At 70.2% G+C, this 23,648-nt stretch carries 19 protein-coding genes and 3 pseudogenes; 13 read left to right on the top strand and 9 right to left on the bottom strand.

What is annotated here, in order from left to right; genetic code table 11:
* Positions 1 to 31 precede the first annotated feature (31 nt).
* From ACIBL4_RS38945 to yicI, 5 genes are read left to right on the top strand one after another with little or no spacing between them, the layout of a single operon-like run.
* Positions 32 to 1,285, top strand: a complete 1,254-nt coding sequence (locus ACIBL4_RS38945; protein ID WP_399416560.1) for an ABC transporter substrate-binding protein — start codon at positions 32 to 34, stop codon at positions 1,283 to 1,285.
* 10 nt (positions 1,286 to 1,295) lie between these two features.
* Complete coding sequence (locus ACIBL4_RS38940) at positions 1,296 to 2,255, top strand: carbohydrate ABC transporter permease (protein ID WP_399416559.1); 960 nt, start codon at positions 1,296 to 1,298, stop codon at positions 2,253 to 2,255.
* 18 nt (positions 2,256 to 2,273) lie between these two features.
* A complete protein-coding gene (locus ACIBL4_RS38935) occupies positions 2,274 to 3,101 on the top strand; it encodes a carbohydrate ABC transporter permease (protein ID WP_399416558.1) in 828 nt (275 codons plus the stop codon).
* Between the two features lie 13 nt (positions 3,102 to 3,114).
* Positions 3,115 to 4,548: a GH1 family beta-glucosidase gene (locus ACIBL4_RS38930; RefSeq protein WP_399416557.1), complete on the top strand. Its 1,434-nt coding sequence runs from the start codon at positions 3,115 to 3,117 to the stop codon at positions 4,546 to 4,548.
* A complete protein-coding gene (gene yicI / locus ACIBL4_RS38925; protein ID WP_399416556.1) occupies positions 4,545 to 6,890 on the top strand; it encodes an alpha-xylosidase in 2,346 nt (781 codons plus the stop codon). The genes ACIBL4_RS38930 and yicI overlap by 4 nt, the downstream gene beginning before the upstream one ends.
* Positions 6,891 to 7,052: 162 nt before the next feature.
* On the opposite strand, the gene ACIBL4_RS38920 is transcribed toward yicI, so the two are convergent.
* Positions 7,053 to 7,913 (bottom strand): helix-turn-helix transcriptional regulator, encoded by an 861-nt coding sequence (locus tag ACIBL4_RS38920; protein WP_399416581.1) that lies wholly within the window; start codon positions 7,911 to 7,913, stop codon positions 7,053 to 7,055.
* 136 nt (positions 7,914 to 8,049) lie between these two features.
* On the opposite strand from ACIBL4_RS38920, the gene ACIBL4_RS38915 reads away from it, so the two are divergent.
* Positions 8,050 to 9,045, top strand: coding sequence for an aldo/keto reductase (locus ACIBL4_RS38915; protein ID WP_399416555.1), 996 nt, complete (start codon positions 8,050 to 8,052; stop codon positions 9,043 to 9,045).
* 33 nt (positions 9,046 to 9,078) lie between these two features.
* Here the strand turns inward: ACIBL4_RS38915 and ACIBL4_RS38910 are convergent, their stop codons facing one another.
* From ACIBL4_RS38910 to ACIBL4_RS38895, 4 genes are all read right to left on the bottom strand, one after another.
* Positions 9,079 to 9,921 (bottom strand): carbohydrate ABC transporter permease, encoded by an 843-nt coding sequence (locus ACIBL4_RS38910; RefSeq protein ID WP_399416554.1) that lies wholly within the window; start codon positions 9,919 to 9,921, stop codon positions 9,079 to 9,081.
* 3 nt (positions 9,922 to 9,924) lie between these two features.
* Complete coding sequence (locus ACIBL4_RS38905) at positions 9,925 to 10,944, bottom strand: carbohydrate ABC transporter permease (protein ID WP_399416553.1); 1,020 nt, start codon at positions 10,942 to 10,944, stop codon at positions 9,925 to 9,927.
* A 60-nt stretch (positions 10,945 to 11,004) separates the two neighbouring features.
* On the bottom strand, positions 11,005 to 12,345 hold the full coding sequence (locus tag ACIBL4_RS38900; protein ID WP_399416552.1) for an ABC transporter substrate-binding protein: 1,341 nt from the start codon (positions 12,343 to 12,345) through the stop codon (positions 11,005 to 11,007).
* Positions 12,346 to 12,439: 94 nt separating this feature from the next.
* Positions 12,440 to 13,462, bottom strand: a complete 1,023-nt coding sequence (locus tag ACIBL4_RS38895; RefSeq protein ID WP_399416551.1) for a LacI family DNA-binding transcriptional regulator — start codon at positions 13,460 to 13,462, stop codon at positions 12,440 to 12,442.
* 181 nt (positions 13,463 to 13,643) lie between these two features.
* Here ACIBL4_RS38895 and ACIBL4_RS38890 point away from each other — a divergent pair, with 181 nt between their 5' ends.
* Together ACIBL4_RS38890 and ACIBL4_RS38885 are read left to right on the top strand one after the other, a co-directional pair.
* The gene (locus ACIBL4_RS38890; RefSeq protein WP_399416549.1) at positions 13,644 to 14,993 is read left to right on the top strand and encodes a mucin-1; all 1,350 of its coding nucleotides are present in this window, start codon (positions 13,644 to 13,646) and stop codon (positions 14,991 to 14,993) included.
* 29 nt (positions 14,994 to 15,022) lie between these two features.
* Positions 15,023 to 16,275 (top strand): annotated as a pseudogene (locus ACIBL4_RS38885) (glycoside hydrolase family 1 protein).
* Here ACIBL4_RS38885 and murJ read toward each other — a convergent pair.
* Together murJ and ACIBL4_RS38875 are read right to left on the bottom strand one after the other, a co-directional pair.
* Complete coding sequence (gene murJ, locus ACIBL4_RS38880; protein ID WP_399416548.1) at positions 16,234 to 17,910, bottom strand: murein biosynthesis integral membrane protein MurJ; 1,677 nt, start codon at positions 17,908 to 17,910, stop codon at positions 16,234 to 16,236. The pseudogene ACIBL4_RS38885 and the gene murJ sit on opposite strands and share 42 nt — an antisense overlap.
* A gap of 93 nt (positions 17,911 to 18,003) precedes the next feature.
* Positions 18,004 to 18,621 (bottom strand): hypothetical protein, encoded by a 618-nt coding sequence (locus ACIBL4_RS38875; RefSeq protein ID WP_399416547.1) that lies wholly within the window; start codon positions 18,619 to 18,621, stop codon positions 18,004 to 18,006.
* Positions 18,622 to 18,889: 268 nt separating this feature from the next.
* Here ACIBL4_RS38875 and ACIBL4_RS38870 point away from each other — a divergent pair, with 268 nt between their 5' ends.
* Both ACIBL4_RS38870 and ACIBL4_RS38865 read left to right on the top strand, forming a co-directional pair.
* A complete protein-coding gene (locus ACIBL4_RS38870) occupies positions 18,890 to 19,648 on the top strand; it encodes a DUF899 family protein (protein WP_399416546.1) in 759 nt (252 codons plus the stop codon).
* A 104-nt stretch (positions 19,649 to 19,752) separates the two neighbouring features.
* Positions 19,753 to 20,224: pseudogene (locus ACIBL4_RS38865) on the top strand (DeoR/GlpR family DNA-binding transcription regulator); the annotation flags it as partial.
* Position 20,225: 1 nt separating this feature from the next.
* Here ACIBL4_RS38865 and ACIBL4_RS38860 read toward each other — a convergent pair.
* Together ACIBL4_RS38860 and ACIBL4_RS38855 are read right to left on the bottom strand one after the other, a co-directional pair.
* Positions 20,226 to 20,921, bottom strand: coding sequence for an NAD(P)H-binding protein (locus tag ACIBL4_RS38860; protein WP_399416545.1), 696 nt, complete (start codon positions 20,919 to 20,921; stop codon positions 20,226 to 20,228).
* 188 nt (positions 20,922 to 21,109) lie between these two features.
* Positions 21,110 to 21,469, bottom strand: coding sequence for an excisionase (locus ACIBL4_RS38855; protein WP_399416544.1), 360 nt, complete (start codon positions 21,467 to 21,469; stop codon positions 21,110 to 21,112).
* Between the two features lie 68 nt (positions 21,470 to 21,537).
* Here ACIBL4_RS38855 and ACIBL4_RS38850 point away from each other — a divergent pair, with 68 nt between their 5' ends.
* The 3 genes and pseudogenes from ACIBL4_RS38850 to ACIBL4_RS38840 all read left to right on the top strand — a co-directional run.
* Entirely contained in the window at positions 21,538 to 22,509 is a 972-nt protein-coding gene (locus tag ACIBL4_RS38850) for a Clp protease N-terminal domain-containing protein (RefSeq protein ID WP_399416543.1), read from the top strand.
* 170 nt (positions 22,510 to 22,679) lie between these two features.
* Complete coding sequence (locus ACIBL4_RS38845) at positions 22,680 to 22,949, top strand: polyprenyl synthetase (protein ID WP_399416542.1); 270 nt, start codon at positions 22,680 to 22,682, stop codon at positions 22,947 to 22,949.
* Positions 22,939 to 23,643: pseudogene (locus ACIBL4_RS38840) on the top strand (polyprenyl synthetase family protein); the annotation flags it as partial. The gene ACIBL4_RS38845 and the pseudogene ACIBL4_RS38840, both read left to right, overlap by 11 nt.
* Positions 23,644 to 23,648: the final 5 nt, after the last annotated feature.

Raw genomic sequence — 23,648 nt, 5'->3', positions numbered from 1 at the left:
CCTGAGCCGCACATGTAACGGAGGATGAACCTTGCCCGTCTTAGCAGGACGCTTCAGAACAAGACGTGGACGCGTTCCAGCGCTCGCCGCCACCCTTGCCTGTGCCCTGGTCGCGCCGGGGCTGGGCGGCTGTGCCGCGGAGCCCGACCCGGGCACCGTCACCGTGCTCAACTCGGCGACCGACACCGCCGAGCACACCGCCAACCTGCGGTTCTTCGACCGCTGCGGCAAGCCGCTCGGCCTGAAGGTCGAGCAGATCAGTGTGCCCGCCGACCAGATCGCCTCGAAGGCACTCCGGATGGCGTCGTCCGACTCGCTCACCGACATCCTGGAACTCGACGGCTCGGAGCTGCCCCAGTTCGCGCAGACCGAGGGCCTGCGGCCGCTCGACGAGGTCGGGGTCCACACCTCCGGCCTCTCCCCGAGCGCGAAGTCCCTCGGCTCGTACGACGGCACCCAGTACGGCATCGCCCGTTCCGTCAACTCCCTCGCGCTGATCTACAACACCGAGCTCCTCAAGAACGCGGGCGTCGCCCCGCCCACCACCTGGAAGGAGCTGCGGGCCGCCGCGAAGAAGCTGACCTCGGGCGACACGTACGGCATGGCGTTCAGCGCGAGCCCGAACGCGGACGGCGTCTACCAGTTCCTTCCGTTCTTCTGGTCCGCCGGCGGTGACGAGGCAAACATCGACAACGGCAAGGGCGAGGCCGCGCTCCAGCTCTGGAAGGACCTGGTGGCGGACGGCTCCGCCTCCAGGTCCGTCGTCAACTGGAACCAGCAGGACGTCAACGACCAGTTCGTGGCGGGCCGTGCCGCCATGATGATCAATGGGCCGTGGCAGGTGCCGGTCCTCAGCGCCCAGAAGAACGTGGACTGGGCGGTCGCGAGCATTCCGGTGCCCGAGGCGGGCAAGCCGGCGGTGCCGCCCATCGGCGGGACCGTCATGGCCGTACCGAAGAACGACGAGGACCCGGCCCGCGAGAAGAACGCCGGGAAGGTCCTGAACTGCCTCAACTCCGAGAAGAACCAGCTTGAGTGGGGCCAGTCGGTCAACAACGTGCCCACCCGCGCCACGGCCGCACGGGCGTACGCCAAGAAGAACCCGAAGCTCGCCGCGTTCGCCGAGCTCGTCACCACCGCCCGCTCCCGTACGGCGAAGGTCGGCACCGGCTGGCCGGTCGTCGGCGACGCGCTCGCGGGCGCCTTCCAGTCCGTGCTGACGGGCCGGACCAGTCCGGAACAGGCCCTGCACCGGGCACAGCAGCAGGCTTCGGCGGGGAAGTGAGGAACCGGCCATGACCACCGTCACCTCCCCGGCGCCCGCCACGGGCGCCGCCGGAACGAAGTCCGCCGTCGGCCGCGCTCCGCTGCGCCGCGGGCTGCTGCGCTGGCTCTTCGTCGCTCCCGCGCTCGCCTACATGGCCCTTTTCTTCGGCTACCCGCTCGTCCGCAACATCGTGATGAGCTTCCAGCGCTACACGCCGAAGACGTACTTCACCGGCGAGGCACCGTTCAACGGCCTCGACAACTGGCGGGCCGTCTTCACCAATGAGCTGTTCACGGACGCCCTGTGGCACACGGCCCTGTTCACCGTCGGCTCGCTGTTCGGCCAGTTCACCCTCGGCCTGGCCCTCGCCGTCTTCTTCTGCCGCCGCTTCCGGCTCTCCGGCTTCGTACGCGCGATCCTGCTGCTGCCGTGGCTCGTGCCCATGGTCGTCTCCGCCGTCGTCTGGCGGCGCATCCTCGACCAGGACCACGGCATGCTGAACACGGCCCTCCACGCGGTCGGCCTGGTCCCGCAGGACGGCGTACCGTGGCTGAGCAGCCCCGGTGTGGCTCTGCTGTCGGCGGTCCTGGTCAACATCTGGATCGGCATCCCGTTCAACATGGTCATCCTCTACGGCGGCCTCCAGGAGATCCCGCGCGACCTGTACGAGGCCGCGTCGCTCGACGGCTCCGGCCCATGGCGGACGTTTCGCAGCATCACGCTGCCGATGCTGCGCCCGGTGATCACCGTCGTGCTCGTGCTGGGCTTCATGTCGACGGTGAAGATCCTCGACCTGATCCTGGCGCTGACCTCGGGCGGCCCCGCGGACTCCACCCAGACGCTGGGCACGGTCACGTACCAGCTCTCCTTCCTTCAGCTCGACTTCGGCCAGGGCGCCGTGGTGGGCAACGTCCTGATCCTCATCAGCGCGGTCTTCGCCCTGCTGTACCTGCGGGCCAACCGCGCCGACTTCGGCAAGGGGAAGTGACCGGTGATGAACCGACCGATGAAACGACCGGCGAGCCTTCTGCGCGTTCGTTCGGTGTGCAACACCGTCGCCGCGCTGCTGATCCTCGCCGTGCTGCTCTTCCCCGTGTACTGGATGCTCAACACCGCGCTCCAGCCCGAGTCGAGCATCGCCGCCACCGAGTGGTTCCCCCTCTCACCGTCCCTGAAGAACTTCGACACGGCGATCAGCACCCAGGGCGGCTCGCTGCTCACCAGCTTCGTCGTCGCACTCGGCGCCGTCGTCGTCTGTCTCGCGCTCGCCGCGCCCGCCGCGTACGGGCTCGCCCAGTTCGGGCTCCGGGGCGGGCAGGGCATCGTCTTCGCGACGCTCATCACGCAGATGGTTCCGGGCATCGTCGTCGCCAACGCCCTCTACAGCGCCTATGCGCAGCTCGACCTCGTCAACTCCTATCTGGGGCTGATCCTGGCGGACGCCTCGCTCGGTCTGCCGTTTGCGGTCGTGCTGCTGCGGGCGTTCATGGTGTCGATCCCGAGCGAGGTCGTCGAGGCCGCGATGGTGGACGGCGCCAACCGCTTCACGGCGTTCGTGCGGATCGTGCTGCCCATGAGCCGCAATGCCCTGATCACGGCGGGGCTGTTCACCTTCCTCTTCGCCTGGTCGGACTTCATGTTCGCGCTGACCCTCAACACCACGGACGACGTCAAACCCATCACGCTCGGCATCTACCAGTTCGTCGGCGCCCATGTCAGCGACTGGGGTGCGGTCATGGCGACGGCGGTGCTCTCCGCCGTACCGGCCGCGGTCCTGCTCGTCGTCGCCCAGAAGTACATCGCCGCCGGGATCACCGGCGGGTCGGTCAAGTAGGCAGGTGCCTTCCGTGAGTTTCTCCGAGTCCGTCGAGTTCCCCGAGTTCCCCGAGTTCCCCGCCGGCTTCTTCTTCGGTGCCGCCACGGCCAGTTACCAGATCGAGGGCGCGCACGACGAGGACGGCAGGGGTCCGTCCATCTGGGACACCTTCTGCCGTGAGCCGGGGCGCGTCGCGGACGGTGCCACCGGTGACGTCGCCTGCGACCACTACCACCGCTACCGCGAGGACATCGCGCTGCTGCGCGAGCTGGGCGTGGACGGCTACCGCTTCTCCGTCGCCTGGCCGCGTGTCCAGCCGGCCGGCTCCGGCCCCGCCAACGCGGCCGGGCTCGACTTCTACGACCGTCTCGTCGACGAGTTGCTGGCCTCCGGCATCTCCCCCGCCGCCACCCTCTACCACTGGGACCTGCCTCAGGCCCTGGAGGACCGGGGCGGCTGGCGGGTACGCGGGACGGCGGAGCGGTTCGCCGAGTACGCCGGGGTGGTCGCCGCCCGGCTCGGCGACCGGGTGGATCGCTGGATCACGCTCAACGAGCCCTTCTGCAGCGCCTTCGTCGGCTATGCGGCGGGCGCCCACGCCCCGGGCGCCCGGGAGGGCCGCGGCGCGCTCGCCGCCGCGCACCATCTACTCGTCGGCCACGGGCTGGCCGTGCACGCCCTGCGCGCGGCGGGGGCACGGGAGTTCGGGATCACGCTCAACCCCGACCGGCTGCTGCCGGCCACGGACTCCCCCGCCGACCTGGCCGCCGTACGCCGCGTCGAGACGCTCCACAACGACGTGTGGTTCGAGCCGCTGTTCGCCGGGCGCTACCCGGAGCACGAAGCCGAGACCTGGGGCGAGCTGCTGCCCGGCGGCGGCGGCTCGTACCGCCTCGACGGCGACCTCGATCTCATCGGCGCGCCCCTCGACTTCGTCGGCATCAACTACTACCGGCCGATCACCGTCTCCGACGCCCCGTACCGCGACGCCGATCCGGCCACCCGCACCACGGTCGACGTCCGGGCCGAGGAGACCTGGCGCGACGACGTCCGCCACACCACCATGGGCTGGCCCGTCGTCCCGCACACCTTCACGGATCTGCTGGTCGACCTGGCCGAGCGCTATCCCGCGCTGCCGCCGATCCTGATCACCGAGAACGGCTCGGCGGAGGCGGACACCGTCGACGCCGACGGCCGGGTCCGCGACGGGGACCGGATCGACTACCTCCACAGCCATCTGGACGCGCTCGCCGCCGCCCTGCGCGCGGGCGTCGACGTGCGCGGCTACTACGTGTGGTCACTGCTGGACAACTTCGAGTGGGCCCGCGGCTACGGCCAGCGCTTCGGCATCGTCCGGGTCGACTACGACACGCACGTACGCACACCCAAGGACAGCTACCGCTGGTACCAGCGGCTGATCGCCGCCCACCGCGCCCGCATCACCCCTGGCGAGGACCCCCGATGAAGTTCACCGACGGCTACTGGATGATGCGCGAAGGCGTCCGGGCGTCGTACGCCGCGGAGGTCGCCGATGTCCGCGTCGACGAGGACCGGTTCACTCTCTACGCGCCCGTGCGGCACGTCACGCGCCGCGGCCAGACCCTCAACAGCCCGCTGCTGACCGTCGAGTGCTGGTCCCCCGCCGAGGGCGTGATCGGTATCCGCTCCACCCACCACGCGGGCGCAGCCGAGCGCGGCCCAAAGTTCGCGCTGCGCACCGAGCCCCGGCACGCGGCACGGGTCACCCGGGAGGGCTCGCTGCTGGAACTCACGGCCGGCGAGCTGTCCTTGCGCGTGGACACCGCGGCCCCCTGGCGGCTGGACTTCACCGCGGAGGGTCGCGTCCTCACCTCGGCGAAGGCGCGCGGCACCGGCTTCGCGGTCACAGGCGACGGCAGCCACTACTCCCTGGCACAACTGACGCTCGGCGTCGGCGAGTTGGTGTACGGGCTCGGCGAGCGATTCACGCCGTTCGTGAAGAACGGGCAGTGCGTGGACATCTGGCAGGCCGACGGCGGCACCGCGAGCGAGCAGGCGTACAAAAACGTCCCCTTCCACCTCACCAACCGCGGCTACGGTGTCTTCGTCAACCACCCCGGCAAGGTCAGCTACGAGATCGACTCGGAGGCCGTCGGGCAGGTGCAGTTCAGCGTCGAGGACCAGTCGCTGGAGTACTTCGTGGTGTACGGTCCGACGCCCAAGGACGTCCTGGACCGCTACACGGCGCTGACCGGCCGCCCGGCGCTGCCGCCGGCCTGGTCGTTCGGGCTGTGGCTGTCGACGTCGTTCACGACCTCGTACGACGAGGAGACGGTGAACCGGTTCGTGCGCGGGATGGCCGAGCGGGACATCCCGCTGGGTGTCTTCCACTTCGACTGCTTCTGGATGCGCGAGTACCAGTGGTGCGACTTCACCTGGGACCCGGAGGTGTTCCCGGACCCGGAGGGCATGCTGCGTCGGCTGAAGGAGGAGCACGGCCTGCGCGTGTCGGTGTGGATCAACCCGTACATCGCGCAGAAGTCGCCACTGTTCGCCGAGGCCAAGCGGCACGGCCATCTGGTCCGCAAGGCCAACGGCGACGTGTGGCAGTGGGACCTGTGGCAGGCCGGCATGGCCCTGGTCGACTTCACCGATCCGGCCGCACGCGAGTGGTACGCGAGCAAGCTGCGCGCGCTCACCGTGCAGGGCGTCGACTGCTTCAAGACCGACTTCGGCGAGCGGATCCCGACCGATGTGGTCTGGCACGACGGCTCCGACCCGGAGCGCATGCACAACTACTACACACAGCTCTACAACGAGACGGTCTTCGAGGTGCTGAGCGAGGCCCGGGGCGCCGGTGAGGCCGTGCTCTTCGCGCGCTCGGCGACGGCGGGCGGACAGCAGTTCCCGGTGCACTGGGGCGGCGACTGCGAGTCGCACTTCGGCGCGATGGCCGAGTCGCTGCGCGGCGGGCTGTCGCTCGGCCTGTCCGGGTTCGGCTTCTGGAGTCATGACATCGGCGGCTTCGAGGGCACGCCGACTCCCGAAGTCTTCAAGCGGTGGGTGCAGTTCGGGCTGCTGTCGTCGCACAGCCGGCTGCACGGCAGCAAGTCGTACCGGGTGCCGTGGGACTACGACGAGGAGGCGGTCGCGGTCACCCGCGACTTCACCCGGCTCAAGCACCGGCTCATGCCCTACCTGTTCCGTGCGGCACAGCAGGCCGCCGAGCGCGGCACGCCGATGATGCGGGCGATGGTCCTGGAGTTCCCCGACGACCCGGCCTGCCACACCCTCGACCGGCAGTACATGCTCGGTGACGACCTGCTCGTCGCCCCCGTGTTCTCGGCCGACGGCGTCGTCGACCACTACCTCCCGGACGGCACCTGGACGCATCTGCTGTCGGGCGAACAGGTCCAGGGGCCGGGCTGGCGGCGCGAGCAGTACGGCTACGACAGTCTGCCCCTGCTGGCCCGGCCTGGCTCGGTCATCCCGTACGGCGAGAGCGACGACGCGGCGGAGTACGACTGGGCGCACGGGGTGACCCTGCGGATCCACACGCCCGTCGACGGTACGACGGTCGTGACACGGATCCCGGCCCCGCGCGCCCGGGACGGGGCGGCGGCCGTCTTCCGGACGACCCGCGACGGCGACACCGTCACGGTCGAGGCGGAGGGGGCACCGGGGCCGTGGCAGGTGCTCCTGGTCGGAGCGGAGGCGGAACGCGGCGACACGGGGTGCCCGGCGTCGGCCGAACGGACCGCGCTCGGCACTCTTCTCGCCGTGTCCGCGGGTACGACCCGCCTCACGGCACGGCTCGCCGGGAGCTGACGACGTCCTTCACCGAGGTCGGCCTGTACAGGAACCTCCGGCACGCCCTGCATCTGCACTGAAGGAGCCGCAGGCAGCTGCTGCCGTCCGCCGATGCCAGGGACGGGCATCCGGAACCGGTCCGTGGACCCGGTTCAGCCGCTGCCCCCGTGGCCCGGCGCTTCACCCTGTCGTCGGGTCCGTTGCTGCCGTGGGGAATTCCTCGACACCGATGACCCGCAGCAGTTCCAGCCGCTCGCGGGTCTCGGCATCCGCGGGGGTGAGCACCACCAGCTGCTGGCCCTGGTCGGGGGTGAGCAGGGTTTCGCAGTCCAGCAGCAGGTGGCCGACCCGGGGATGCAGCAGGGTCTTGCGGTCGGCTCGCCGGACCGCCACCTCGTGCTCGGCCCAGATCCGGCGGAAGTCGGCACTCTCGGTCTGCAACCGGTCGACGAGTCCGGCGACCATCGAGTCGCCGGTCCGGCGGCCGGCGGCCGCGCGCAGGTCGGCCACGAGCTGGCGGGCGTAGCGTTCCTGTTCCTCGGGCGGGGTGACGGCGCGGGCCGCGGGGTCGGTGAACCAGCGGTATACGGCGTAGCGGCGGTCGCCGGAGAAGAGCCGGAGGTCGCCCGCGAGCAGGAGGGCGGCCCGGTTCTGGGCGAGGACCTCGCCCAGGTCGGACAGGACCAGGGCCGGGGCGTCGCCGAGCAGGTCGAGCATGCGGATCAGGCCGGCGCGGGCCAGGCGGGCCACTCCGTCGGCGGGCGGGGGCTGGTGGCCGGCCAGGTGGAAAAGGTGGTCGCGCTCGTCGTCGGAGAGACGCAGCGCCCGGGCCAGCGCGCCGAGCAGTTGGACCGAGGGCCGGCTGCTGCGGCCCTGTTCGAGGCGTACGACGTAGTCCACCGACATGCCGGCGAGCGTGGCCACCTCCTCCCGGCGCAGGCCGGAGGTGCGGCGGCGGGGGCCGTCGGCGATGCCGACCTCGGCCGGACGCATCGCCTCGCGGCGGCGGCGCAGGAAGTCGGCGAGCTGGTCACGCTGCATGGTCCCCATGGCCCTCATCGTCCTCGCAGCGGCCGGGACGATCCAGGGAGCGTCTCTCCCAGGATGAACGCTCCGCTCCCGTACATCGCGGCGCGGGCCCAGGGTGAGGGGCAGACCGACGACGAAGGAGAACGCGATGCAGACACGAACCCTGGGCACCACCGGCCCGGCCGTTTCCGCGCTGGGCCTGGGCGCGATGGGCATGTCGGGTGCCTACGGCGAGGCCGACCGCGCGGAGAGCATCGCCACCGTCCACGCGGCTCTGGAGGCCGGCGTCACGCTGATCGACACGGGCGATTTCTACGCCATGGGCCACAACGAGCTGCTGCTCGCCGAGGCACTGCGTGGCCGGGACCGGGACAGCTACCGGTTGAGCGTCAAGTTCGGCATGCTGCGAGGGCCGGGCCGGGAGTTCGGCGGGATGGACAGCCGTCCCGAGGCGGTGAAGAACTTCCTGGCCTACTCGCTGACCCGCCTGGGCACCGACCACATCGACATCTACCGCCCCGCCCGGCTGGACCCGGCGGTACCGATCGAGGAGACGGTCGGCGCGGTCAAGGAGATGATCGACGCCGGGTACGTCCGGCACCTCGGCCTCTCGGAGGTCGACGCGGCGACCATCCGCCGGGCGCATGCCGTGCACCCGGTCGCCGACCTGCAGATCGAGTACTCGCTGATCTCCCGCGCCGTGGAGGCGGACGTTCTGCCGACGCTGAGGGAGCTCGGCCTCGGCCTGACCGCGTACGGAGTCCTCAGCCGCGGCCTCATCTCCGGGCACTGGTCCGCCGGCCGCGCCGCCGGGCCCGGCGACAGCCGCGGCTTCAGCCCGCGCTTCTCGAGCGGGAACGTGGAACACAACCTCGCCCTCGTGGAAGCGCTGCGCCGGGTCGCCGACGCGAAGGGGTGCACGGTTGCCCAACTGGCCATCGCCTGGGTGGCCGCACAGGGCGACGACATCGTGCCGCTGGTCGGCGCCCGCACCCGCGAGCGGCTGGCCGAGGCGCTGCCCGCGATGGAGCTGAACCTCACCGCGGACGACCTCGCCGAGATCGAGAAGGCGGTACCGCCGGGCGCGGCACGCGGCGACCGATACCCGCCCGCGTTCATGGCCGGCCTCGGCGTCGGCAACTGAGTCCGCCCCTCACTCACGTTCGAAGACGCGTGTTCAGCCCTTGACGGCGGAGCTGGCGACGCCTTGGACGAACCACCGCTGGAAGAAGGCGAAGACCACCAGGACGGGCAGGACCAGGAGGACGCCGAAGGCGAGGATCTGGCCCCAGTCCGGGGGCTCCTGGCCCTGGAAGACGCTCATCTCCAGCGGCAGCGGGCGCACCGAGGGGTCGGACACCATCAGCACCGGCCACAGGAACGAGCCCCACTGGATGAGGAAGGTCAGGATCGCCACGGAGGCGAAGGCCGGCTTCGACATGGGGACGATGATCGCGAAGAACGTGCGCCAGGGGCCCGCGCCGTCGATGCGGGCGGCTTCTTCGATGCTCGGCGGGATCGAGCGGAAGAACGTGTGGAACTGGTAGACCGAGAAGGCGTTGGCGATGAACGGCAGCGCCAGGATGGGGAGGGTGTTGCGCTGGTCGTTGAACATGTAGAAGAGCGGCACCGCCACCGACTCGAACGGGACCAGCATCAGCAGCAGGATGAGGGTGAAGACGGCGTTGCGGCCGCGCCACTTCAGGCGGGACAGCCCGTAGGCGGCCATCGAGTTGACGAACAGGCCGCCGGTGACGACGACGAACGCCAGCAGCAGTGAGACGCCCATGAAGCGCCAGAAGTAGCCGGTGCTGTCGGAGTCGAGGCTGTCGAGGACGGCGGAGTAGTTGTCGAAGGACAGGTGGGTGGGGAGGAAGCCGGACAGGCCGTTGAGGACCTCGTCGGACGGCTTGAGGCTGCCCAGGAACAGGTAGATCACGGGCAGGACGAAGACGAAGGCCAGCACGCCGAGTACGGCGTAGTCCAGGAAGCGGCGCAGGGGCGTAGGGGTGGTGCCCATGGGTCAGTCCTCGATTCCGGGCCGGACGACGCGGCGCTGGATGAGCGTCAGGACGACGACGATCAGGAAGAAGACGACGGTGATCGCGGACGCCTGGCCGATGTTGTTCTGGTCGAAGGCGGTGGTGACGGCCTGGTACATCACGGTGCGGGTGGCGTCCTCGTCCAGGCCGCCGCCGCGGACGAGGACGTACACCTGGTCGAAGACACGGAAGGACAGCACCGAGGTGAGCATCGCGACGAAGACGAGGGTGCCGTGGATGCCGGGCAGGGTGACGTGGCGGAACTGCTGCCAGCGGGAGGCGCGGTCGAGTGCGGCGGCCTCGTAGAGCTCCCCCGGGATCTGCTGGAGGCCGGCCAGCAGGATGACCATCTGGAAGCCGACGCCCTGCCAGATCGACAGCACGATGAGCGAGGCCATGGCGGTGGCGCCGTCGCCGAGCCAGTCGAAGGCGCCCCAGTTGCCGAAACTCACCGCGTCCAGTGCGGAGTTGAGCATGCCCTGGTCGCTGCGGGCCAGGATGAGGCGCCAGATCACGGCGACCAGCGCCATGGGGAACACGACCGGCATGAAGAACAGGGACCGGAAGAGGCCGATGGCCTTGAGCTTGCGGTTGAGGAGGATGGCCAGCCCGAGTGCCAGGGCCGTCTGCACCGGGACGACGACCACGGCGAAGGTCAGGTTGTTGAGCAGGGCCCGCAGGAACGGGCCCGACAGGTCCGGGTCGGTGAACAGCCGCCGGTACTGCTCCAGGCCGAAGAAGGTGGGCTCGAGCGGGGAGCCGAGGCGGACGTTGTAGAAGGAGAGCACCACGGCGTAGCCGAACGGCACACCGACGAAGACGATGAGTCCGACCACGGCCGGGGCGGACATGAGCAGCCCGTGCAGCCAGTCGCGGTTCTTACGACCGGGACGAGTTGATCGCATCGATCGCTTCGCACGCGCGGGCTTCACGGAGGTCACGGACGGGGCCTGCCCCGGGCCGGGCGGCGGCACGGCGGGCGCGGGTTCCACGGATGTCACGGGAGGGTCCTGTTCCCGGCGGGGCGGGCGCGCGGTGTGCGGCCCGCCCCGCCGATGGTCCTACGGGATCTTGTAGCCGGCGTTGTCGGAGAAGTCCCGGTCGATGGCGCGGGCGGCCTTCGCCAGGGCGCTCTTGGGGTCGGCACCGCCGTAGACGGAGTTCAGGGCCTCGCTGAACTTCGCGGTGACGGTCGGGTATCCGGCGGTCACCGGGCGGGTGACGGCGACGCAGGACTTGGTGATGTCGCTGTCACCGCAGGGCTTGGCGAGCTGGTCGGCGAAGAGCTGGAGCGGGCCGCCCTGCTTGTAGAGGCTGCTCTTGGCGAGCGCGGTCCTGGTGGCGGGCACCGCCCCGTTGGCGGTCGTCATGGCGGTGACGTTGGTGTCGTTCAGGAGGGTGTCCAGGAACGTGCCGGCCGCTTTGGCGTTCTTGGTGTCGGCGCCGATGCCCCAGGCCCACGAGCCCTGGCCGGTCTTGGGGCCGTTGCCGAAGTCGGGCAGCGGAAGGACGACGAGGTCGTCGCCGAGGGCCTCGCTGTAGGCGGGGTACATCCAGTGGCCGACCCAGCTGAGCGCGACGCGGCCCTTGGCGAAGGCGTTGCCGTCGGTGTTGGGGTCGACGTAGGTCTTCCAGGACTGGAAGGTCTTCAGGGCCGAGGCCACGGCCGGGGTGTCGAGGGCGCCCTCCGCCTTGCCGTCCTTGAGCAGGGAGCCTCCGGCGGACCAGACGATGGGGGCGAAGCCGTAGGTGCCCCACTCCTTGGCGTAGCCGCCGGACTCCTGCAGGTCGACGGTCTTGCCGTCGGGGTCCTTGGCCTTCAGCTTCTTGAGCGCGGCGGTGAACTGCTCCGCCGTCCAGGCGTCGGACAGGCCCTTGGGATACTTCACCCCGGCCGCGTCCAGCAGCTTCTTGTTGCCGTAGATGCCGAGGCCGGAGTCGAACATGCCCAGGCCGTAGTGCTTGCCGCCGACCTCGCCCTGCGCCTTGCTCGCGTCGGTGGCGTTGTCCATGGTCTTGGCGGAGACGTACGTGTCGATCGGAGCGAGCTTCTTGTTGTAGACGAAGTTCGCCATGGTCGGGCCGTCGAACTCCATCACGTCCGGCAGCTCGGCGGCGTCGGTGGCGGTGATGGTCTTGGTGTAGTCGGCCTCGGGTATCAGCTTCAGATCGACCTTGATCTTGTTCTGCGAGGAGTTGAAGGACTTCACCGCGTTCTGCAGCGCGGTGGCCTCGTTCTTCTGGCCCTGGTGGGCCCAGACGCTGATGGTGCCCTTGCCGCTCCCGGCTTCGGCGGAGGTATCGGTGCCACCGCCCCCGCCGCATGCGGCCAGCGCCAGCAAGGGGGCCAGGGCCAGGCCCGTACAGGCGGTGCGGCGGTACTTTCTGCTGGTCGAGCTCATGGCTGTGCCTCCGTGCTGTGGCGAGGGTTGAAGTGCGGGAGTGCTTCGGGTGTGCGGGGGTGCTTCAGGTGGGTGGGGGGCGTGGGGCGGGGAGTTACTGCGGTCCGCGTGGGCGTGGCGGCGCGGTGGTCTCGCGCAGCACGAGGCGGATGGGCATCTGCACCTGCTCGGCGGGTGGTTCGGCGTCCGGTTCCTCCAACTGCCGCAGCAGCAGCCGGGCGGCCTCGGCGCCCTGCTCGGCGACCGGCTGGGCGACGGTCGTCAGCCCGACCACGTCGGCGAGTTCATGGTCGTCGAAGCCGACCACGGACACGTCGTCCGGCACCTTCAGCCGGTGGCGGCGCAGGGCGCGCAGGGCGCCCATCGCCATCTCGTCGGACTGCGCGAACACGGCCGTCGGCGGACGCGAGACGGCCAGCAGCTCGGTCATCGCCCGCTCACCGCCCTCGACGGTGTAGTCACCGTCCGCCTCCAGGGCCGCATCGGCCTCGATCCCGGCGTCGGCCAGGACGTCGAGATATGCCTGTCTGCGCTCGACGGGAGTGGTCCAGTGCAGCGGACCACTGGACCCCGAGATCATGCCGATGCGGCGGTGGCCGAGGTTCACCAGATGCCGTACGGCGCTCTCGGTGCCGGCCCGGTCGTCGATGCCGACGACGGTGAAGCCGGGCCGGGTGCCGCCGACGGTGGTGGCCAGCGGCACCCCGAGTGAGCGCAGTGCGGCGGTCTCCTCCTCGTCGGGGATGAGCAGGGACAGCACGGCGTCCACCCGCTTGCGGACCGGGAGCCTGGTGAAGAAACGCTTGCGTGTCTCCGGCGAACGCAGGTTGTACAGCAGTACGTCGTACCCGGCGGCACTGAACACCTGCTCGGCGGCGTCCAGCACGGTGCCGAAGAACCAGCGGCCCACGTACGGGACCACGACGCCGATGGTGAAGGTGCGCCCACTGGCCAGGCTTGCCGCGGAACGTGAGGCCGTGTAGCCGAGTTGCGCGGCGACGGCCGTGATCTGCGCCCGCACTTCCTCGGAGACCCCCGGTCGGCCGCGCAGCGCGCGGGACACGGTGGACGCCGAGACGCCTGCGGCGCGGGCGACATCGGTGATGCTGGCCGTCACAACGCATTCCTCCCGTTGGTTTCACGTCGGTGTGATCTGTGGGTGACGTGACCGTAAACCCGCCCACCTTGTTGCGCAAGCGTTTGCGTTCATATTTACTTGGGCCAGTTTTGAGGAGACCTTTTCGTTATCGAGTATCAGCGCACACGTTTGGGCGCTGTCGAGCCGACAGGAACTGTGCATGCGATACGCCCCGCCCGGCCTCTGCGTGAACGACTTCGCCCTCCTGCGCGACGACGACGGCATGTACGCGGTCCTGCACCTGCAGGGCCCCTGGACAGCGGAGTTCGACCATCTGCGGATGGAGACCTCCTATGGCCGGGCCACCTCCACCGACCTGGTCCGCTGGGAGCCGCAGGGCACCGCCTTCGGCAACGGCCTGCCCGGCCGTTTCGACGAGCAGGCGGTGTGGACGATGCATCCGGTCCGGCACGGCGACGGAATGGCGATGTTCTACACGGGTGTCTGCGGGCTCACGCCGGGCGGCTGGCCGCTCCAGTCGGTGGGGCTGGCGTACTCCGACCGCACGGACGGTACCGCCTGGCGGCGCCATGGGACCGGCCCGGTCGTCGAGGCAGACCCGCGCTGGTACCGCACCGGTGAACGCATGGGCTGGCGCGACCCGTTCGTCGTACGCGACGACGAGTCGGACGGCTGGGTCATGGCCGTCTGCGCCAGCGACGCCTCCCTTCCGGTCGAGGTCAGCGGCTGCGTCGCCTGGGCCACCTCCGACGACCTGGAGCACTGGACCGTCCACCCACCGCTCCTCTCCCCCGGCGACGTCGACGAACTGGAGTGCCCGGTCCTGGAACGCCTCGACGACGGCTCCTGGCTGCTGCTCGGCTCCATCGGCGCAACCCGGGGCTTCGAGGCATGGACCGCGCCCCGCCTGCGCGGGCCCTGGACCCGGCGCGGGCCTCTCGGCCCGACCGGCGCCTACGCTCCGCGCGTCATCGCCGCGCCCGACGGCTCCCGCGTCGTACTGCACACCACGCCCCGCCGGGTCGGCCTCAGCGACAGCGGTGACCGCTGCCGCGGCATGCTCACCCAGCCGAAGCTCCTGGTCATCCCCGAGGATGCGGCGCCCCGCCTGGAGTGGTGGCCCGGCCTGAACGCCTGGCTCGGCGAGGAGACGGACCGGCCCACCCTGCACGCGGTCGGCGACGTCGGCATATCCGGCCCCGTCGAGATCACGCTGCGCACCGACACCGCGGACGGCAATCGCCCCGCCCTCGCGGTGGGCTGCGACGGCAAGAACCTGTGGGCCACCGGCCCCGACGGCGCCCGCCTCGGCGAGACCGTCCTGAGCGAACCCGCCACCGCCCTGCGCATCCTCACCGTCGGCGAATACGTCGAGGTCTACGCCGACGGTGTGTTCGCCCTGACCACCTTGTGCTACGCCGGCCGCCCCGTCCCGTGGACGGCCGTCACGGAAGGACGCGAACGCACCATTGCCGTCCGCCCGATCCGGCTGCCCGACCCCCACCGCGACGACGCCTCGGCCATCTGGCCCGGCCCGCTTCCGCGCTGATCCGAGCTCCCCTCCGGAAAGGCCCACCCATGCCCGCTGCGAACGTCACCGCCGACGGTCTCCGCTTCCCCGACGGCTTCCTGTGGGGTGCCTCCACCGCCGCCCACCAGATCGAGGGCAACAACGTCAACAGCGACTGGTGGCACATGGAACACGGCGGTGGCTCCATCGCCGAGCCCAGCGGCGACGCGGCCGACAGCTACCACCGGTGGCGCGAGGACATGGACCTGCTCGCCGAACTCGGCTTCACGGACCACCGCTTCGGCATCGAATGGGCCCGCATCGAGCCCGCCCTGGCCACTTCTCCAAAGCCGAACTCGCCCACTACCGGCGCATGGTCGACGGCGCCCTCGAACGCGGCCTGCGGCCCATGGTCACCCTGCACCACTTCACGGTCCCGCGCTGGTTCGCCGAGCGCGGTGGCTGGAGCGCGGACGGGGCGGTGGACCTGTTCGAGCGGTACGTGCCGGCGACCGCGCCGGTCATCGGCACCGGCGTACGGCACGTGTGCACCATCAATGAGCCCAACATGATCGCGGTCGCCGGCACCGTCCGCGAACTGGGCACCGAAGCGCCTCCCACGGCGGGCCTCCCGCTCCCCGACAAGGCCACCACCGACGCCCTGATCCAGGCCCACCACCGTGCCACGTCCGCCGTCAAGGCGATCTCCGCCGACATCCGGGTCGGCTGGTCGATCGCCAACCAGGTCTACCAGGCTCTGCCGGGCGCCGAAGCCGCGACCGCCGCCTACAGCCACCCCGCGAAGACGTCTTCATCGAGTCCGCCCGCGACGACGACTGGATCGGCGTCCAGTCCTACACCCGCACGAGGATCACCGGCGACGGTCCCATCCCCGCCCCCGACGACGCCGAACGCACCCTCACCGGCTGGGAGTACTACCCGCAAGCCCTCGGATACGCCTTGCCATACCGCCGCGATCGTCGGTGACGTCCCTCTGATCGTCACCGAGAACGGCATCGCCACCGGCGACGACACACGCCGCATCGCCTACACCACCGGAGCGCTCCAGGAAGTTTCCGCCGCCCTGGAGGACGGCCTAGACGTACGTGGCTACCTCCACTGGAGCGCCCTCGACAACTACGAGTGGGGCTCCTGCAAACCCACCTTCGGCCTCATCTCCGTCGATCCCGACACCTTCGCACGCACCCCGAGGCCCTCCGCGGCCTGGCTCGGCGGACTGGCCCGAACCGGCCTTCTTCCCCGAGCCGGCTCCTCGGATTCACCCCAGCCCCGGCAGGCTGCCCAGCTCCTGGATCCGTAGGAGGCGCGCGAGGAGCAGGAACAGCAGGACCATCGCGGTGCCGCCCGCGGTGAGGGAAAGGGCGGGCGTCCAAGAGACCGATGTCAGGCTCTGGCTGCAGGCGCGGGCGATGAGCCACCCGGCAGCACCGGCGGCGGTGGCGGCCGCGGTGAGTTTCGCGTAGGTGCGGCAGATCCGTCGGCCGTCGAGGAGACCCTCCGTGCGTCGCCGCAGGCGCAAGGCGGTCAGCAGCAGGCCGGCCGCGTAGGACAGAGCGTAGGCGGCGGCCATCCCCGTGACCGCCCAGCGCGGGGACAGCAGGAAGTGGCAGGCCGTGGCGAGCGCGATGTTGATGCCGCTGATCCACAGCGCCATCCGGAAGGGCGTGCGGGTGTCCTCGAAGGCATAGAAGCCGCGCAGCAGGAGGTACTGGGCGGAGAACGGGATCAGTCCCAGTCCGAAGGCCTGCAGCATGTGGCCCAGGGAGACGGTGGCGGCGGCGTCGGCGGTGCCGTGGGCGAACAGCAGCCGAGCGATCTGCGGACCGAAGGCGAGGAAGAAGAAGGCGGCGGGGACGATGACGACACCGCTGATGCGCAGCGCGCGGGACAGGTCGGCGCGCAGGTCGTCGACACGGTGCTCCGTCACTGCCCGGCTCATGCGCGGGAGCAGCGCTGTCACGAGGGAGACCGTCACGATCGACTGGGGCAGCATCCAGATCTGCTGGGCGTAGCTGTAGGCGGTGTAGCCGACGCCGTCGTGCGGCAGAGCGGCGTCGGCGGAGGAGGCCAGGCGGGTGACCACGGTGCTCGCCACGAGGTTGGCCAGCACGAACAGCAGGGCCCAGCGGGCCGCGTTCACGCTCTTGCGCAGGCCGGTGCCGCGCCAGTCGAAGCGTGGCCGGAACCGGAAGCCGGCCGCGTGTGCGTAGGGGATCAAGGTGAGCGCCTGGAGGGCCAGGGCGAGGGTTGTCCCGATCCCGAGCAGTCTGACCTGGGCCTCGGTGATGTCCGAGACCCGCTCGGGGACGGTCATCAGGCCGAGGTAGAGGCCGAACATGGCGATGAGCACGAGGTTGTTGAGGACCGGCGTCCACATCATCGCGCCGAACCGGTTCCGGGCATTGAGGACTTGACCGAAGATGCTGAACACGCCGTAGAAGAAGATCTGCGGGAGCAGGAAGCGCGCGAAGGTCACGGTCAGCTCGAACGCGTCGTGCGTGGCGGGTGTGTCGTGCTGGTAGACGCTGATGATCGCAGGGGCGGCCCATGTGGCCAGCGCGGTTCCCACGCCGAGGACGCACAACACCAGGGTGACCAGGCGCTGTTCGAAGGCGGCGCCGCCGTCGGGGTCTTCTGCGCGGGCCCGGACGAGTTGGGGGACCAGGACGGAGTTCAGTGCGCCGCCGATCAGCAGGAAGTACAAACTGGTCGGCACGGTGTTGGCCTGGTTGTAGGTGGTGGCCAGCAGTCCGGTGCCCAGCGCGGCGGCCTGCAGCACCTGCCGTATCAGCCCGGTGGCACGCGAGACCACGGTGCCCGCCGCCATCAGTGCCGACGAACGCAGCAGTCCGCCCTCTCGTTCCGCCTTCTTCGGGGCAGCGTGCCTCCGTCTCGTGGACCGCTCTAATCGCTCGGACGACGTCTCATCGATCATGGGCACAAATCTACGACCAGAGCTCTCTGGTCCCGGCCTCTCAGGGGCTGTCGATAAGGGCGACGATTCCCCGGGCGCCGTGCGACGAAGTCGTCAGCCGGGCCCAGGAACCATCGCGGAAGGAGATCTTGAAGTCGGACTCGGCCACGGTGAACGGTTTGATCTCCGCGCCGACGATGTCCTCCCGGGGCACCGACCAGAGCACGGCCTCGGATCCCGGAACCTTCTCGCCGCCGCCCCATGAAACGAACCGATTGCCACGGCCGTGTCTTCGTGCGACAGGATGCGCACCAACCCTTCCGACTCCGCCAGTTCGATCTCGGTCACCATGCGCCAGGGTCGCCGGGAGGGATCGAGCTGCCAGGGCAGCGTACGAGCCGTCTCGCCCATGCCCGCCCACATGACGGGGAAGTCGTCGACCTCGTTCTCACGCTCCTCCGGCTTCCCCCTCTTCTCGGGCGACGCGGGGCTGCCCAGGGCGTCGGCGATGATGTGGAGCGGCAGCATCAGGAGCCCGGTGACGACGGTCTGGACGTACCGGCCGAGCTTGCCGAAGAACCCCCGCACCGCGAAGGACCGGCCGGGAGGCCAGCCGGGCAGATCGGGCTCGATGTCGTTGCGCTCTCGGTCGCGAAACGAGCGCCGCTTCGCCACCGAGGCGGCGGTACCGCTCGCGAACTCGACCCGGTAGCGCTCCGGTTCCTCGTGCATGACCTTCCTTCCCCGCCACTGTGGCGGGGTCCACTATGCCAATCCCATCGGGCCGCGACGTCGCAGCGGCTCCCCCGCCCAGCACGCTCGCGACCGTGCTGGGACGCGCCACTTTGCCGTCCCAGGGTCCGATCCACCGACCGGGCCGGTCACCACCGCCGCCGCGCCCGTCCACGGGAGGGCCACCCGTCCTGCCAGCAGCCTCCGCGTTGCAACGCGTGATGCATTCGAACGATGAGTTCTTGCGGGCTGCCGGGTCAGTACCGGCATGACTGCAAAGAACACGCCGCCCGTCGTCTCCCGTGTGGAGTGGCTGGCCGCGATCGACACCCTTCGCACCCGGGAGAAGGCGCACACCCGGGAAGGCGACGCGATCGCCGCCGCCCGGCGCCGTCTGCCCATGACGGAGGTGGACCCCTCGGCCCCGCTCGTCGGAGACAAGGGTCCCGTCCCCCTGATCGACGTCTTCGAGGGCCGCACCCAGCTGTTCGTCTCGTACCACATGTGGCATGACGGCCGCTCCGCCGCCGAGCAGTGTGAGGGCTGCACCTTCTTCACCGGCCAGGTCCGCGAACTGTCCTATCTGCACCAACGTGATGTCACGTTCGCCGTCTTCTGCCAGGGGCCGTACGAGGAGTCGGACCGCTATCGCCGATTCATGGGCTGGGACCTGCCCTGGTACTCCGTACCCGCCGAGTCGCACGAACGGCTCGTCGCAGATCGCCACTTCGGAATGAAGGCGTGCTACCTCCGCGACGGGGACCGTGTCTACGAGACGTACTGGACCACCGGCCGCGGCGTCGAACCGATGGCGCCGTCGTACGGCATCCTGGACATGACTGTCCACGGGCGGCAGGAGACCTGGGAGGACAGCCCGCCGGGCTGGCCGCAGCCGTACGAGACCCGCGGTCAGCAGTTCCGAAAGGACGGGCGGCCGACCGCGCAATGGGCACGGATCGCCGCCGGGCACGACGACGGCATCCACGACGGCCAGGCCGACACGGGCAGTTCGGGCTGCTGCTCCTGAAGCCGGGTCGGAGTCGCAGGCGGTGTGAGCTGCGCTCCCGACGCCCGCGTGGCTGGAGGGCCGGGCGGGCGGCCGGAGGGATGGTGGCTTCCAGGTTCTGTCCCATTCGCGCAGACGAACCTCCCTTCGCGCTGCGCGCCCACGAAGCCATGGACGCCAAGCGCCGGATCGCTGCGGAGGTGGCCTCTCATCGCCGACGGCGAGACCGTCCTGCTCGACAGCGGTACGACCTGTCTGGAGGTCGCACGCCTGCTGCACGGACGGCAGGTCACCGTCATGCCCCTGTCGCTACAGGCGATCGGCATCCTCGGTGACGCCCCCGAACCGACCTCACTCCTGGTCCCCGGGGGCCGGCCTCGCGCCGACGAGGGGGCCCTCACCGGGCCCCTCACCCTCACCTCGCTGTCGGCGCTGCGCTTCGACACCGCCGTCCTGGGCTGCTGCGGCGTGACCGCCGACGACGGCATGACCGCCTACGACCTCGACGAAGCAGCGGTGAAGAAGGCGGTCATCGCCTCAGCACGCCGCATCCTCGCTGCTGCCGACGGCAGCAGACTCGGCCGCACCACCGCCGCCGTCAGGAGCGGACGTTCGCCCGGACCGCCACTTCGATGGGTGTCGAGCCCGAGTTGAGTTCGAGGATCTGCCGGCCGATCCGGGGCTCGTGGAGCAGTTCGGCGAGAGTGGCGGCGACGTCGTCGCGAGTGATCTCGCCGTGGAGTTCGGCCGGCCCGAGGGACACGGTGCCGGTCCCCGGACCGTCGAGAAGGAGCGACGGGCGCAGGATCAGCCAATTCAGATCACTGCGGCTGAGCTCGACGTCTGCGCCCTTCTTCACGGCGAAGTAGTACTCGACCTCCTCGCCGAGATCGCGTTCCCGCCATGATTCCGGGAGCACCGACACCAGCACGAAGCGTTCCACACCGGCGAGGCGTGCGGCCTTGATCGCTTTGACGACCCCATCGCCGTCGACGGCCTTCGTGACCTCCCTGCTACCGCCGTTCGATCCGGCACTGAAGACGACCACGTCGACGTCGCCGAATGCTGCCGCCAGTTGTTCGGCGGACATGCTCGAGAGATCGCCGACTCGCGCGTTCACGCCCCGCGTTGCGAGTTCGGCCCGCTGGTCGTCCCGGCGAACGAGCCCGTGGACGGCGTCTCCTCTACTGCGCAGTTTCTGCGCGAGCAGGCCACCGATACCGCCGGTGATGCCGATGATGAAGACGTCCACGCCGAATGCTCCGATCTCTCGATGTAATTCAACGATCCGCAACCAGGCGGGTGTTCCAGGTGGTCGTCCACTGGCGGGACGGCTCGACTGGCGCACGGCCGAGACCGCCATCAACGCCCACGAGCACTACGAGGTGAGCGTCGCGCGTCCCACGCCCCTGGGTCAGGGGCGGCGAGTTCGTAGCGGGTGCGGCGGCCGTCGAGCCGATCGCACCGGGCTTCGCACGCCGGTCACTTCCGCTCCAACGCGGCCAGCCGCAGCTCGAGTTGGTCGACCCGGTGCCGTAGCAGGGTGATCTGGGCTTCCATGCTGACTTCCCGTTCCGCTCGGCGCTGAATGCGCGGTGACGCGGCGGCGCGCTCGATCACCGCGTCCAGCCGGACCAGACGCTGCGGCCCGTTCGGGCCGTCCACCAGCCGGGACTCGATCTCGCCGTTGCGGTACCAGGACCGCAGGGTCGAGCGGGAAACCCCCGTCTCGGCTTCCGCCTTGGCCAGCGTGACCCAAGGTGTCTCGTCCAGCTGCTCGAACAACTCCAGCTCGTTCTGCCAGCGCGCGAGCCGGTCCTCCCAGTCCGACGGTGTCCCCATCACACCCTCCCTTGGACACGGTAACCCTGTCAATGACAGTGTATTGACAGGGTTGGGACCATGGAACCATGACTTTTGAGAGGTTCACAGTGAAAGCCCGCCGCGCGGTCGTCACGGCCCAGGAGCAGGCGAGGCTGCTCAAGCACCATCACATCGGCACGGAGCACCTCCTGTTGGGACTGCTCGACGTGCCGGACAGCACAGCGGCGAAAGTCCTGCACGAGCTCGGGTACGACAAGGAGACGGCGCAGGCCGATATCGCGGCGGTGGTCAAGCCGGGTACGGAGGAGCTGAGCGGGCACATCCCGTTCGCGCCGCGCGCGAAGAAGACGCTGGAGCTCGCCCTGCGGGAGGCGCAGCGGCTGCGCCACACCTCCATCGGTACGGAACACATCCTGCTCGCCCTGGTCAGGGAAGGAGAGGGCGTCGGCGCGAAGGTGCTGGCCGAGCGCATCGATCCGCTCAGCAGGATCCGTGCCGCGGTGCTGGCCTCCTTGGAGGATGAGCAGGACGTCGCGGCCGGCCCCTGGCCGGTCGGCACCCCTGCCACCGAGGACACGGTGTCCGCCGCCAGCGCCCTGGCCGGTGGCGCACCGGTGGGCAGCCATCACCTGCTCGAGGCGATGCTGCGGGCGGAGAACAGCATGGCGGCCAAGGTGCTGCGGGAGCTCGGGGTCGACCCGGACGCGGTCGCCGCCAAGATCGACGAACTGGATCCGGAGACGACCACGGACGCGAACCCGGAGGAAGCCGCCGCACGCAAGATGGAGATCAGGCTGGTCGACGACGAGGTGCACGTGATCCTCAGGGACCCGGCTACCGTCACGATCGCCAAGAAGGTCACCGAGCTGTCCGACGGCCCGATCCAGGGTGTCGGTCCGGTCGCCGGCCAGTTCGTCCCGCTCTGGCGGTCGACCAACCAACTGCTGCTGCGGATCCAGAAGATGCTGGAGCCGGGACCCGAAGAAGAGGAGGCATCCGCCGCGAGCAAGGTGGCCAAGGTCGTACGCACGGTACTCGCGCCCCGGCTCCGCCGGTGAACCGGCCGGCCAGCGGGCCGGGGCCTGTTGTCCGCAGCGGCTATCAGCACAGTCGAGCGATGTGATCACTCGATCGTGAGTTCTTCCGTTCTCGTGCCCGGCCTGCCCAATGCTCGAAGGAACGGCGCGTGACCGGCGCCGCCCGGTTGTGGTGTGAGTGGGGGAAGAGCATGACGCGAGAAGCGGGACGGCGCGACGGCCTGGACGAGCAGGCGGTGCTGCTGGTGGCCGGGCTGGCCGATCTGACGGTGAGTTCGGCCGTGGGGACGCTGCGGGGGTTCCTGCGCCGCTCGGACACCGCAGAGCTGGCGGCGCAGGCCGAGAGCGAGCTGGTGGCGCGTGGGCGCCTGGCGCTGGACCGGTACGCGGCCGTGCCTCCGGCCCACCTGGAGATCCTCGCCCGGCACGTCCAGGCCCGGAAGGCCGCCGATGGCGCCTGACCGGTGGGAGCCGGCTGCATTCAAGTCCCGTGTCGACGAGGTACTGCACCGGTTCGCCGCCCGGGAGGCCGATCAGTTCGCCGCGATCGATCCGCTCCTGGCCCCGGTGGCCGAGCAGTCGGAGGCGGCGGTGGCGGACGGCAAGCGGCTGCGAACGGCGTTCTGCTACTGGGGCTGGCGCGCGGTGGGACAGCCGGACAGCGACGCACTGGTGCGGGCCGCGGCCTCCATGGAGCTGGTGCACGCCGCTGCGGTCGTGCACGACGATCTCATCGACGACAGCCCGCTGCGGCACGGTCGCCCCACCGCGCACATCGCCCTGCGCGGTGCCGTGCGGCGGCGTCCGCGCGCCGACGCCGACGCCAGGTCGCTGGCGATGCTCGTCGGAGACCTGCTGATGGCGCTGGCCGGGCAGTTGTTCACCACCAGCGGTCTGCCCGCCGCCTACCTCGCCCGGGCCCGCCCCTTGTGGTCGGTGATGGCCCGCGAGCTGATCGCGGGAGAGTGCCTGGAGATCCTGCGCACGGGAGCCGGTCCGGACACCACCGCGTCGCTGAAGGTGATCCGCTACAAGACCGCCAAGTACACCGTCGAGCAGCCCCTGCTGATCGGCGGCGCTCTGGCCGGGGCGGGCGCGCAGTTGCGCGAGGGCTACTCCGCGTACGGGCTGCCGCTGGGCGAGGCGTTCTCGCTTCCGGC

It is taken from the genome of Streptomyces sp. NPDC050416 (genome assembly GCF_044458845.1).
GTDB lineage: Bacteria > Actinomycetota > Actinomycetes > Streptomycetales > Streptomycetaceae > Streptomyces.
This window is presented reverse-complemented; position numbering and strand designations above follow the sequence as displayed.